The 12,609-nt window shown below is 68.0% G+C and carries 9 protein-coding genes and 2 pseudogenes; 1 reads left to right on the top strand and 10 read right to left on the bottom strand.

From position 1 onward, the window contains the following. Positions 1 to 117: 117 nt before the first annotated feature. From AR3_RS31000 to AR3_RS05165, 3 genes and pseudogenes are all read right to left on the bottom strand, one after another. A pseudogene (locus AR3_RS31000) lies at positions 118 to 1,104 on the bottom strand (IS481 family transposase); the annotation flags it as partial. Positions 1,105 to 2,060: 956 nt separating this feature from the next. After that, on the bottom strand, positions 2,061 to 2,291 hold the full coding sequence (gene cas2e, locus AR3_RS29340; RefSeq protein ID WP_083950959.1) for a type I-E CRISPR-associated endoribonuclease Cas2e: 231 nt from the start codon (positions 2,289 to 2,291) through the stop codon (positions 2,061 to 2,063). Continuing rightward, positions 2,288 to 2,893 (bottom strand): CRISPR-associated endonuclease Cas1, encoded by a 606-nt coding sequence (locus tag AR3_RS05165; protein ID WP_217998459.1) that lies wholly within the window; start codon positions 2,891 to 2,893, stop codon positions 2,288 to 2,290. Before AR3_RS05165 ends, cas2e begins: the two co-directional genes overlap by 4 nt. Positions 2,894 to 3,019: 126 nt before the next feature. Between AR3_RS05165 and AR3_RS30290 the strand changes: the two are divergent. Then, positions 3,020 to 3,817: pseudogene (locus AR3_RS30290) on the top strand (IS5 family transposase). Here the strand turns inward: AR3_RS30290 and AR3_RS05155 are convergent. The 7 genes from AR3_RS05155 to cas3 all read right to left on the bottom strand — a co-directional run bounded on the left by AR3_RS05155 (position 3,736) and on the right by cas3 (position 12,326). Continuing rightward, positions 3,736 to 4,167, bottom strand: coding sequence for a CRISPR-associated endonuclease Cas1 (locus tag AR3_RS05155; protein WP_217998462.1), 432 nt, complete (start codon positions 4,165 to 4,167; stop codon positions 3,736 to 3,738). The pseudogene AR3_RS30290 and the gene AR3_RS05155 overlap by 82 nt on opposite strands. Next, the gene (cas6e, locus tag AR3_RS05150; protein ID WP_067909210.1) at positions 4,167 to 4,913 is read right to left on the bottom strand and encodes a type I-E CRISPR-associated protein Cas6/Cse3/CasE; all 747 of its coding nucleotides are present in this window, start codon (positions 4,911 to 4,913) and stop codon (positions 4,167 to 4,169) included. Before cas6e ends, AR3_RS05155 begins: the two co-directional genes overlap by 1 nt. Positions 4,914 to 4,919: 6 nt before the next feature. Further along, a complete protein-coding gene (gene cas5e / locus AR3_RS05145) occupies positions 4,920 to 5,708 on the bottom strand; it encodes a type I-E CRISPR-associated protein Cas5/CasD (RefSeq protein WP_067909334.1) in 789 nt (262 codons plus the stop codon). 11 nt (positions 5,709 to 5,719) lie between these two features. Beyond that, complete coding sequence (gene cas7e, locus AR3_RS05140; RefSeq protein WP_067909206.1) at positions 5,720 to 6,850, bottom strand: type I-E CRISPR-associated protein Cas7/Cse4/CasC; 1,131 nt, start codon at positions 6,848 to 6,850, stop codon at positions 5,720 to 5,722. A 68-nt stretch (positions 6,851 to 6,918) separates the two neighbouring features. Further along, positions 6,919 to 7,539 carry a type I-E CRISPR-associated protein Cse2/CasB gene (casB, locus tag AR3_RS05135; protein ID WP_067909203.1) on the bottom strand — a complete coding sequence of 207 codons (621 nt, stop codon included), beginning with the start codon at positions 7,537 to 7,539 and terminating at the stop codon, positions 6,919 to 6,921. After that, complete coding sequence (gene casA / locus AR3_RS05130) at positions 7,505 to 9,187, bottom strand: type I-E CRISPR-associated protein Cse1/CasA (RefSeq protein WP_083950958.1); 1,683 nt, start codon at positions 9,185 to 9,187, stop codon at positions 7,505 to 7,507. The genes casB and casA overlap by 35 nt, the downstream gene beginning before the upstream one ends. Before the next feature lie 220 nt (positions 9,188 to 9,407). Next, entirely contained in the window at positions 9,408 to 12,326 is a 2,919-nt protein-coding gene (cas3, locus tag AR3_RS05125; protein WP_217998454.1) for a CRISPR-associated helicase Cas3', read from the bottom strand. Between the last annotated feature and the right edge of the window lie 283 nt (positions 12,327 to 12,609).

Below are 12,609 nucleotides of genomic sequence, written 5' to 3'. Positions count from 1 at the left end.
GGACGAGCTCTTCGCTGCCGGACCAGTTGACACCTCCGGAAACTCTCCGGGGTGTTCGTCCCAGAGTTGGTTGACGCCTTCGTCAATGGGAATGCGAGTTGACTCTTCGGGAGCTGAGGTGTCCTGTTCGGACAGGTTGGTGACGCGCGCGGCTGGAGTTTGGCCCGCGATGCCGGTGTGGGGTCGGTGGTGGTTGTACCAGCCGAGCCGGTCGCCGGAGGCGGCCTGTCGTTCGGCATCGCAGGCGTAGGCCGGTGGTGGGCCCATTCTTCGAGCAGGGTGCGGTGGGAGCGTTCGGCCTTGTCGCTGGTCTGGGGCCGTCAGGGCCGGTTCCAGCGCGGGCTGATGCCCAGCGTTGCGCAGTTGGTGCGCAAGTGGTCCTGGTGTGGGCCCAGGCGTTGTCGGTCAGCACACGCCGTATGGCAATGCCGCGAGCGGCGAACCAGGCCGCGGCACGGACCGGGAACGCGGCGCGGGTGGCCGCGGTCTCATCGGCCAGGGATCTCCGGTGTAGGCCAGGGGATCGTCCAGCGCGATGTGCAGAATGAGGTAGCCCGTGCCAGTGCGGTTGGCGCGGCCCCCGGAGCACGCCCCAGGGGCCCTGTGTCTGCCGCCGTCCGGGGGTGCGGCCGAGCCTTCACATCGATGTGGACCAGCTTGCCGGGGCGGGAGCGTTCGTAGCGGCGGACGGGTTCGCCGGTGGCCCGGTCGCACGCCGCCAGGGGCGCCACACCTGTGGCGGGCCAGGATGCGGTGCGCGGTGGACGGCGCGACGCCGGTGCGGGCGGCCAGTGTGCATGGACGAGTCGGCTGGACCGACGCGATACGCCCGGCACAGGGCGAGCACCAGGGCATCGATGTGCGGTGGCGTCCGTCTGGGGCTGTGATGCGGTCGGCCGGGGGCGGTCGTGCATGCCAGCCTGGCCGAGGTGCCGGTAGCGGGCGGCCCAACGCGCGGCTGTGGCATGGCGGACGCCGAAGCGATCTGCAACGGTTGACCGTCGTCCACGACAACCGGGCCGGGCGCAGGCGTCCGGTCGGGGTCAACGGGGCGCCTGTGGTGGGACACGAGGGCCTCCTGGACGTCGGTGCAGAAGTCGCAATCCACACCGAAACCAGAAGGCCCTCTTGCCGTTCAAGAACCGCCCAAGGCATGTCGCCTGTCACCAACGTCCCCGAACAGCACACCTGGCCATAAGACGCGGTGAAACCATCACCGCTTGCGCGTGGCCGCCATCAGGGAAGGCGGCGCAGGGCCGCTCACTCTGCGGTTATCCCCGCATCCGCGGGGCCGACGTCACACAGCAGTGCTACCTGCAAGACGCGGTGGGAGCATCCCCGCGTGCGCGGGGTCAACGGGGCGCGGAGCTGGTCGCCGCTGAACTCTAGAGGAGCCTCCGTGTCTGTACGGAGGCGACTGCCGACGGAAGATCGGCCGGTCGCGGGCAAGGACGCATCCCCGCGCGTGCGGGGCCGACGCGATCAGGTGGCACTGCCGGTGTGCAGGCGGGGGCATCTCCGCGTGCCCGGGGCGGACGGACGCCCTCGGCCAGCCAATCCAGGTAGATCAAGAACCATCCCTGCGTACGCCAGGCCGACGTGCGAATACGCGTGCAGTAGCGTGCACTTGTATGGAACATCTACGCGCGCGTGGGAGCTGACTCAGTCCGCGGGCTTCCCCGAAACGCCCTGGTGCGGAAATGCGTCTGCGTGCGGGAGCCATGGGAAGGGAGCTGTCGCCGCGAGACCTAGAGAAGTCTCCGCGTCTGTACAGAGGCGAATTGATTGACGAAGACCGGCCGGTGGGGACGGGGAGTTTCCCGCCTGTGCTGGGCCAGCTCCGGCGCCGGCGACCGGGTCACCATCGTGAGGGGAGCATCCCCGCGTGCGCGGGCCGACCGAGCCTCTCGCCACTGTACGGCAAGCTGGCCAGGAGCATCCCCGCGTGCGCGGGGCCGACACTTGTTTGACCTGCGTATTTACCTCGGAAGTGGCGGGTTTTCATTCGCTTGGGTTCGGCGGCGGGCGGACAGGATGAGGCCGTTGAAGTCGGTGGGGCGTCAGCGATCTTTGCCAGCGGTACGGACGGCCCAGCCCTGTTCGTTAGTTGCGGGTTCTACGAGGATGACTTGGCCGTCGCCAATGCGCATGGCCAGTAGTTCCCAGAGGCGGTCGCGTATGCGGCGGCTGGGGTTGCCAACGAACACTCCGGCGTGTACTTCGACCATCCAGCGGGTGAGGTGGCCGCGGAGTCCTTCCGGGGCTGCGATGAGAACTATGACGGTTGTCATGGCGTGTGAGGGGGATCGCCCGCGGGCGGGTCGAATTCGGGGCCGATGATGGCAATGTGTTGGTCCCCCATGCCGGGTTGGACAAGGTCTTCGGTGCCGGACCAGTTGACGTCTCCGGCGACTGCTCCGGAGTGTTCGTCCCAGAGTTGGTTGACGTCTTCGTCGATGGGAATGCGAGTTGACTCGTCGGGAGCGAGCAGTGTTTTGATGTCGTGCACGATGCGGCCCAGAAGGCGGTTTTCGGCGATGAGGTCGCGTAGCCCGGTTCGGGCGTCTCGCTCTTCGGTGAGTCCTTTCGCTGCCAGGTCGAAGGCGAGAGGGATGGTGTAGTCGGCCTTGTACAGGTCTGCGATGTCCAGGACGAAGGAGATCGCCGATCCGGTGTGTACAAACCCGAGGCCTGGGCTGGCGCCGAGGCCGACGATGACGGCGTGGCAGATGCCATAGAGAGCAGCGTTGGCGGCCGACAACAGCCGGTTGAGGTCGTCGCCGACTGCGTAGGGGTCTCCGGCCTTGTAGTGGCGGCGCTTCCAAGGGACGCCGGTGCGTTCTGAGTGCATCTGGTAGAGCTTGCGGATGCGGGTGCCTTCGCGGCCGCGAATTGCTGCATCGTCGCCGTGGAGACGTCCTCACCGGGAAAGCGCATGGCATACATGGCACGAGCGACGTTCAATCGCTCTTTAGAGCTTGTCTCATTTGGCTTGATCGGTACTCTGTCGCTCGTGGTGATGGTCGAGCGGCTGGTTCCAGACGAGTTGTGGGAGCTGTTCCAGCGGGTGGTGCCACCTGCCCCGACTCGGCCCCAGGGCGGCGGCCGGCGCCGGTACGGCGACCGTGAGGTGCTGGCCGCGATCATCTTCGTGGCCACCACCGGCTGCACCTGGCGGCAGCTGCCGCCGGTGTTCGGCCCGTCCGGGCCCACGACGCACCGCCGCTTCACCGAGTGGACCAAGGCGCGGGTGTGGCCCAGGCTGCACCGGCTGATCCTGGACGAACTGGGCTCGCGTGGAGAGCTGGACTGGTCGCGGCGCGCGATCGACTCGGCCGGCATGCGGGCGCTCAAAGGGGGGAGCCGGCAGGCCCGAATCCTGTCGACCGCGGCAAGAACGGGTCGAAGATCCACTTGATCACCGAAAGTTCCGGTCTGCCGATCAGTGTCGCGATCTCCCCGGCCAACCTGCACGACAGCCAGGCCCTGCAGCCCCTCGTCCGCGGCATCCCGCCGATCCGCTCGCGCCGCGGGCCCCGCCGGCGCCGATGCGGCCAAGCTCCACGGCGACAAAGGCTACGACTACGACCACCTGCGCCGATGGCTGCGCTCGCGCGGCATCACCCCCCGCCTGGCCCGCAAAGGCGTCGATTCCTCCCAGCGGCTGGGCCGCCACCGCTGGACCATCGAACGCACCATCGCCTGGCTCCTTGGATGCCGCCGTCTGCACCGCCGCTACGAACGCAAGGCCGAGCACTTCCTGGCCTTCACCGCCATTGCCTGCGCTCTCATCTGCCACCGCCGACTCACCAAATGAGACGAGCTCTTAGGACGGGTGACCAAGTAGGCCTGACGGTGCAGCAGTCCGGCGCCGCGAGCAGGGCCGAGTCCGGAGGCGTACAGGCGGACGCCTTGCTGGCCGACCCAGCAAATGGCGGTACCGGAGTCACCGAGGAGGTTGACGGCACCGTGGGTGATGCGAGTGCCCGGGCCCAGTAGCAGCACCGCGACTAGGGCGGCGGGGATGCGAACGGTCTCGCGTTTGTTGATGACCACGACGGCGTTCTCGTCGCGGTCGACGTGGCAGCGTTCGACGTAGACGCTGGAAACGCGGTCCTGGAGGCGGTGCAGATCGTGCGGGTGGGCCTTCCACCAGATGTCGGTCATTAGCGTCCGTTCCGGGGCGCGAGGGTGAGCAGGCCGCAGCCGTAGGCCTTGGCCGGTCCGATGCCGTGCAGCAGGGCGCGGGTGAGCAGGTCGGCGTCCGTGACCCGCAGGTGGCCCTGGAAGGTGGCGGTGTGCAGGACGACCCGTCGGCGGTTTCCTTTGGTGAAGGTGACGCGCTCGCGGTGGGTGATCCGGACATCGGGGGCAGGTGTGGTGTCGGTGGCGGGCAGGTCGGGCAGGCCGGGGTCGGTGCGTGCAGGGAGGATTTCGAAGCCGTGTTTGGCGGTCCGGCGCAGCAGCCAGCCGAGTTGGGCGTCGGCGGTGCGGTGGCCGAGGCGGAAGGATCTGCGCTGCCCGTTGCCCATCTGCGCGATCTGGATGGCGGTGGGCTTGATGGGCCGGGAGGTGTTCTGCACCGGGTTGGCGGTCAGCCGGAAGTTGAACTCGCGGCCGATGGCCAGCTGCGCCAGGAGTGGGGAGTAGTCGGCGATGGTGTAGTGGTCGCCGTCGGCTGAAGGCCAGCCGGCGGCTTCGACCAGATGGGTCCAGTCGGGTTTGGACCAGGTGAGGGCGATCAGATGGGGGCGGTGCGGGTTGTCGGTGTCCAGCCGCCAGAGCAGGCGTTCGTTGTCGGGCGCGGCGGGGACGGCGGCGCAGACGTGGCTGTGCATGGCCCGCGGGTTGGTCAGCAGGTCGCGGGACTGCTTGCGCAGTGGGTTGATACGGACGCGTGACAGGTAGGGCATCGTCGATCACCAGCCCAGCAGCGCGAAGGGGTCGTGGCCCTCGGCGGTGGGCGCGTCGGGGTCGGGGAATCCGGTGGGTGCCGAGACCCAGGAGTGGGTGACGCGTCGGCTGGCGTACCGGCGGTCGCGGGGAGCGAACGACAGCGGCACGTCGTGGACGACGTCGTCGCCGTCGGGGGTCTCGATGGTCACGGACAGGTCGATGCGGGCGCGACGTCCGTGACGGCGTTGGAAGTCGCGGCGGACGGCGGGGCCGGCCTGCCAAGGCTGCTCGGTGAGCGCTTCGCTCAGTGTGCCGGGGTGTATGCCCAAGACGATCGGCTGAGTCGGTGGGCAGGAGCGTCGTCCGAGCGCCAGCGGGAAAGCGGGGCGCCGGACGGCGGCGGCGAGAGACTCCAGAAGCTCGGCCTGTCCGGCAACGCCGACGACGAACAAAGCGTCCTGCAAATAGAACCGCTGAGTGACATGGGTGTACTTGACCGGGGAGGTGGGCTTCTGTACGCCTTTGGCGTTCACAGCGGCCTGCGGTAGCGGACGACCGCGGTAGTCGCTGACGGTGTGATAGTCGCGCAGCAGCGTCCCTGCCTGGTCGACCCTCACTCCGATGGCCAGGTCGATGAGGTCGTTCAGAGGGTCTTCGCGGCGGCGGCCCTGGGCCGCGGCCAGGAGGCCGAGCACCCCGGACTTGGTGGGTTGAGGCCGGGTCTCACGCCGGTTGAAGCGGCTCTGCTCACCCCAAGACTGCAGAGGCCCTGCGAGCCGCAGCAGCAGGACGCGGTGATCGCGGTGTGCCATGGCGGTGGTCCTCAGCCCTGCTTCCACGCCTGGGTCAGGGTCTCGTTCAGGCCCTCCAGCGTCTGGTCGAAGGTCCGGTTGGGACCGAACGCCCGGGTGACGGACTCCACGTCTTCGTCGAAGGCGTGGGACACGGCCACGTGCACGGGCTCATCGCCCCACTGCTTGACTGAGCGCAGGTACTCTTTGGCGAGCCGGTCGGCGGAGGCGGCGGCGACGCCCGAGTCGGTGGCCGGAACAGGTCGTTCGAACGCCGAGACCAGGTTGACCGGCTGGTCGTCGCGGACCACGACCGCGACGAGGCTGGGCCGGGTGCGGTGGGCGAAGGCGTTGATGTGGCCGGTTGGCATGGATAGCGCGAACGCTCGGCCGAAGCGCTGCACTGCGTCCAGAGCCGCGTCGACGGACCCGATGTTGTCGATCAGCTGGTGCACGCCGATGGTGGCGTACCGGTAGAGGGTGGCGGAGTTGAAACCGATGTTGCCGATCATCCCGGCGCCGGTTTCGTCGCGTTCGTTGGCGTCGTCGACCGCGGTGTAGTAGTCGGACTCGAGTTCGACGCGGTGTGTGGACAGCGCATGGGCGACCTGTGCGGCGGCGTCGACGTTCAGGGAGGGGATGTCGGCGACCATGCGGCCGAACAACGCGACTCCCATTGGATGGCCAGTCTTCAGCTCGTCGGCGATCTTCAAGTTCTTGGCAGCGGCGACGAGCGCGTCGTCGGGGAGCTCGGCCAGTTCCGCGGCGCGGTCGGCCACCAGGCCGACGATGCGGTCGAGCTGGCCGTAGCCGTAGTACAGCAGGTAGGCGGTATCGCCGTCCTTGCGTCCGGCCTTGATGCCCAGGGGCTCCAGCAGTGCGTTGGCCAGCCGCTGCGCCTGCTCCTCGTTGAGAGCGGTGCGGTCGGCGAGCCGGTCGGCCAGCTGCTTGGCGATCTGTTTGGTTCGCGTGGACCGCTCGACTTGGGGCAGGTGCCGGTCGAACTCGATGCGGGTGGCGCGCTTCCAGGCTTGCGACGAGACACGGGAGCGCCTCACGCCGCCGAAGTAGGCCTCCTTCGGATTGCCCTGGTCGTCGCGGTTGAGGTTGGCCGGCGGCACGGTCTGCAGGATGTGGAAGTCGACGTACTGGTGCTCAGGCATGACGATCTCCTTGGTGGAGCGCTAGTTGGTACCGGAGTAGACGGCTCGAAGCGCCTGTCTATGAGCGGCTACCCTGCGTTTCGGTCGCCGGGTGCTCGGCTGTCGGAGGTGTCAGGGCTTTCCTCGTCTTGACCTGCCCAGACCTGGTACTCCACGGCCCAACGGCGGCGGGCCCTGCGGCGGCTCTCCTCGTAATGCCAGTCGTGGATCAACCGCATGAGCCCGTCGTAGTCCAAGGGCTGGTCGATGACGCGGAGCTGGTCGATCAGCCCGCGCAGCCGCATCAGCAGTGCAGTGGGGCTTGTCGTGGTGGCGGCGGCGTTGACGCGCGCGTCCACGGCCTGGGTGCTGAATCGCGAACTGATCCGCAGCTTGTACAGCGCCTTGCCCAGTGGCACTTGCGGGTGGTGCATCGACTTGCGCTTGGACTGCTGGTGCAGTCCGTACAGCGCTAGCGCCGCGTGCTCGGCCTCCTGTTCAACCGACACCTCCCCGCGCTTGGCCAGCTCGTCGTCGATCGGGCACGTGTAAAAGCGCCACATTTTTGGCACTTCTCCGGCCGAGCGGCCGAGCCCGGCGCGCAACGCGGCCAATTCTTCGCCCGGCGGAGGGCCGAGTGGAAGTCCGGTGCGCGGGTCTGTGAGCCAGGTGCCGTCAGGGGCGACACGGCTCCAATAGCGCTTGGTCATGAGTTTCCTCGCCGGTTGATGGGGGAGTGTTCTGGCGCCGATATTCGGCGGCGCGGGGGAGGATGAGGTTGAGTCTCCTGCGGAAAGCGTCCTCGGCGACGCCCAAGGGATAGGCGGCTTCTTTCGTTCCGTCGGGTTTCCTGACCTCGCGTCCTGCGAACACAGACTCCGGGACTGCGGCATGAACGGAGTCAGCGACCTGCAGTGCCAGGCGACGGGCCGTCAGTTCCCAGCCCAGTCTTGCGCGGTCGAGCGCCTGGGGATCGGTGACCCCCCGAAGGCCGTGGAGCAGGCGTCGGACCACCGGATCCAGCAGGTGCAGCAGTCGCTCGCCGGGTCGCTGCCCCTTGTCCCAGGGGATCGGGTCGAGGCCGACGGCCCGGCGCAGATCAGCCGACAGGCGGTTGACGGCCTGGGCGAGTTGTTCGGCCTGCTCGGTAGCTTCCAGAACGAATGAGTGGATCTCGGTGTCGGCGCGCAGCGCGGCTATCGGCAGGGGAATCAGATCGTGCAGGACGTCTTCGACGATGGCGGACTGATTTCCGTACACCATGCCGAAGGTCTCGGCGCGCAGTGGGTAGCGCTCGTCGATCAGCTCGTCGGCCATCAGGCCGCTGATTTGATCGAGCAGCTCACTGGTCCGGAGGCCGGCGGTGTCGTCGGCCTCCACAGCCAGCAGGGCGTTCATGCCGCGCCAGATCGCTTTGCCGGGAGTGTGTCGCAGTGGCCGCAGGGGGGTGCGCTTCGCGGTCCTCTTGGCGGGGTTAGCGGCCTTCCAAGCGGTGTGCGGTTCCCAGTCGGGCGTCTCAGCGATCCGGTCCCCGGCCGCGAGGATGACTTGGGTGACGCGCGGGCCGTCGGCGGTCTGCTCGGGGATGAGCCGGATGCGACGCGACTGCCAGGTCCACAGATCCAGCAGTCCCTGCGCGGTTCGCGTCTCCCATTGGGGGCCGATGTGGCGAGTCCACTGCGGGGCGCCGAGCCGTCCTTGGACGCCGATGGGAGTGTTGAGCAGCAGCGTCTCGTACAGAGTCCGGCCGATCGGTAGCACGACGCCCAGCTGCCCCAGTGGCCCGGTGGGATTGCCGGTCGTCTTGCCGGACTTGACCTGAGGATCACCGACCGCCCCTGTCTTTATGGCGGCGGTGTCCCAGCAGTGGGCGTGTACCAGCCACAGTGCTGCCTCGCCCGGTGTCAATGCAGGCGGATCAGCCTCAGTGCGCGAGGAGAACAAGGGCACGTTGTTCCCGGTCGCCTGCGTGGCGATCAGTACCCCCGATCCCTTCGTCTCGCCTCTCGCCGTGCGCAGGTCGGCGACCTGTCCGAACGGTGTCTCAGGGTGGAACAGGTCGAAGCGTTCTCGGTATTTGTGCAGGTAGGCGTCGATCTTCTCGAGCTCGTCCTCGGTGAAGGCTCCTCGGTCGAACCGCCGTGCCCATGTTCGGCGGTCGGCGGGTGCTCCCAGTGCGTCGACCACGACAGGGAGAAGCACGTGCCGCAGCAGCGCCGGAAACTGGGTCGGGAGATCGACGACGATTTCCGTGATCTCGCCAGCGCGTGCGAGGGCGTCCGCCAACCCCAGCAATTCGACCCGCGCATCCAACCGCGCCCGTAGCCACGGCTGCGTTATCAGGGAGAACTCGGACATCGCCGACCTCTCAATCGATCTCGTGTAGCGAGATGTGACCTTAATGGAGGAAAAAGATCGTTATTGGAGTTATGGCAAAGTGGCCAGACCCGGCCTTCCTTCCATGGAGGAAGGGCGGCCCCGCTCCGGCGGGGATGGCTCCCGATCACGTGTGAGCCGCATGTAGGCCCCGCGTCACGCGGGGAGGGGGGCGGAGGCGGCTACGGCCTCTCCGCCCCCTTTACCTGCGACGACTCTCCTCTACCAGCCCCAGCAATCGGTCGTAGCGAACGACGTGGTCACCGATTCGCGCCACGCCCGAGGCGTCGAGCACCAGTGCGCGGCTGTAGCGCAGCCACGGGTGATCACGCCATCCCTCCAGCGGCGCCAGAGTCCGCTCGGCTTCCTCGGTCAGTGCCGTGGGAAGACGCACGGTGCCTCCGAGAACGTCGTCAAGGACGTCACGGGAGGCGTCCCCGTGCACGCCCAGCCACCTGCCCGACAAGGTGCGGTAGCCGTGATCGTCGCGGCGGACCATCACCACCTCGATGCCGGGCTCGCCGTCCCGCACCATCGCGCGATGGTGCTCCTCCGACAACCCGTCCCGGGTACTGCCTCGGTGCAGGCCCTCCAGCGTCGGCCGTGTGTGCTCCCCTCTGCGCGACAGCAGGAACGGCTCCGCGCTCTCAGCGCGGGCGCGCTGCCTGGCGACCCAGTCGGCCTGCGCCTCGCGCTCGGCCTCGGCCCAGCTGGCCGGGACCACCTGGCGATCGCCCTCGTACACATCGGCCACCAGACGAGGCACCTGCCCCGGGACCGACCAGCTCCCGCCTGCGTACGCGCAGACCAGGGCCGCCGTGCGCAGCAGCAGGTAGCGGCCGTAGATGCGCGTCGCGGCCTGCGGAAACCACGGCGGCGCCCCGTCACCTGGAGCGAAACCGGTGACCACCACCCGCGGTTCGCTTACCCGCTCCGGCCGCCGTACGCCCGCGTGCCGATGGGTCCGGCCGATCCGCTGCAACATCAGGTCCATGGGCGCCAGATCTGTGATGAGCAGATCGGCGTCGACGTCGAACGACTGCTCGGCGATCTGCGTTGCCACCAGGATCAAGCGGTGAGGGCGACCAGGCCCCTCCGACGTGGGCGGTCCGAGCAGGCTCAGGCACTCTTCCGTCCGGTCTGCGCGGTCAGTGGCGCAAAGCCGCCCATGCAGCAGGCGGACTTCGTCGCCGAACACCGTCCGCAAGGCTCCGAATGTTCGCTGTGCGCGCGCAACGGTGTTGCGGATCACCAGCGCGCATCCCCCGTCGGCGAGACGTTCCCGCAGCAGGGCGACCACCTGCTCATCACCGGGAGACGGCGCATCAGGATCGTCGGTCGAGCCGCCGGGCCGTTCAGGAAGCACCTCCACCGCCACCTGCAGGTCCGGGCGCCATGACCGGCTGCTCTGCACGGCATGGCCGACAGCCGATCCGGCCCACCACACGGCCGTCACACTCGGATATCCGTCGGGCTCCGGGACCATTCCCACGTCGAGGGCGTCAACGTCCTCGTACGAAGCCGCGCCTGACAGGTAAGCGGCCAACAACTCTCGGCGCTGCGCCGGCGGCAGAGTAGCCGACAGCAGTACCACCGGCACGCCAGCCTGGCCCAGCCACCGCAACCCTTCGGCCAGGAACTGTGACATGTAGACGTCGGCGGCGTGAACCTCGTCCAGCAGGACAACTTTGCCTGCCAAGCCCGCCATCCGCAGCATCACGTGCTTGGTGCGGGTCGCCGCGAAAAGCAGCTGGTCGATGGTACCCACCACGAACGGGCTCAGCAGTCCGCGCTTGGCTCCGAGAAACCACTCCGCGGGAGCCCTGCGCTCCGGTACGGTCTGCGGGTCTGTTGATCCAGACGCCACCCCGTAGGGGTCTTCGAGCCCATACTCGTCCTCCTCGACCCCGGTGAAACGGTCGTCTGGACAGGGATCGTCGTCCTCAAGCAGGTCCCGCCAGTGCCTGTTGAACATCCGCTTGCCATGCAGCAACGCCACCTGCGAGGCCAGCGACGGATCGATCGCCTCCACCCATGACCGCACAGCGGTGAACATTGGGTCGCAGGTTGCCTGGGTGGGCATCCCGACGAACACGCCATCCATGCCCCATCGGGCGGCCAGCACCTCTGCCGCCAGCAGCGCCGCCTTGGTCTTGCCCTCCCCCATGGGCGCTTCGACCACGACCAGTCCCGGCGCATCCATCCGGGCCGCGATGTCCACCACCATCGCCTGCGCCTGACGCGGATCGTCTCCGAAGCGCTGCCGAAAGGCGTCCCTACCTGGAGGGGGCAGTTCACCCCAACCACCGCGCAGGCCCAGCCGCTTCCATGCCAACCCAGCGCGCTCCCGCGCACCGTCCATGCTGACGCGCGCCAACGAGTCCACACCGACGAAATGGGCCTGGTCGCTGGCGATCCAGTCCGACATCACCACGAACCCGCTGAGCTGCAACTGCACTGCCCGGTTGGGGACCAGCTTGGGCTCGGCGGCTGCGACATCGTCGTATCCCAGCGCCGTGGTGAAAGCGCTCAGCAACTCGCTTTGAGCCTTCCGCCATCCGGGAGTTCTGCCGCTGAGTCGGCCCCGCGCACGACGATCTGGTTTTGTGACTTCGCCGAGCGTCGGGAACAGTCCATGGTGGCCCGCAACCAGCGGCCACACCCAGTCGATATTTAGGTCGGACCACCGCGCTGCCGCCAGGTGCTCACGGATCAGCAGCCCGCCTGCTCGGTCATGCCGCCAGCGATGCCGGGCGACCACCCGCTCATCCCAGACGAGTCCTGCGCGGCGGACAAGCGCGGCACCAGCAGCATCTAGATGCTGGAACGCCGGGCAGGCCTTGCCGAAGTCATGCACTCCGCATATCCAGGCGAAGAACCGGCGCCCCACTCCGTCTCCCGCCACATCATCGAGCACTTGGCGTACCCAGGTCGCCAAGTAGTGATCCCAGATCAGCTCGGCTACAGCGGCGGTATCGAGCAGATGCTGCAGCAGCAGGTTGGTGTGCCCACCGGCCTTGCCCGCGCTCTTACCCCACAGCACGCCCAGCGGCGTCAAGCCGACTGGTTCATCTCCGACGAACGCTTCTTGGGGAACCCCCGTCAGCCTGTCTGCGCCCACGGCCGCCAAGCTAGCCAAACCCACCGACAAAACAGGTCGCCAGCCGCATCGGGCTCACTGTTCCACCCACCTGTCGAGCAACGGCGCATCACCCGGATGCGCCCGACAGTCCTGTGTCGCAGAGGCTATCTGCCTCAGGTCCTTGAGCAGGGTTGACCAGCAGACCAACAAGCGTCCCCGCGTGCGCGGGGCCGACACCAACGCCGCCCCCGTCCGGCTGCTGCTGGCAGGACCATCCCCGCGTGCGCGGGGCCGACTCGTGCTGTGTGGGGACCGTACCGCG

The organism is Actinomadura rubrobrunea NBRC 15275 (assembly GCF_001552235.1).
Taxonomy (GTDB): domain Bacteria; phylum Actinomycetota; class Actinomycetes; order Streptosporangiales; family Streptosporangiaceae; genus Spirillospora; species Spirillospora viridilutea.
Note: the sequence above shows the minus strand (reverse complement) of the source record. Positions and strands in the feature narration are given on the sequence as shown.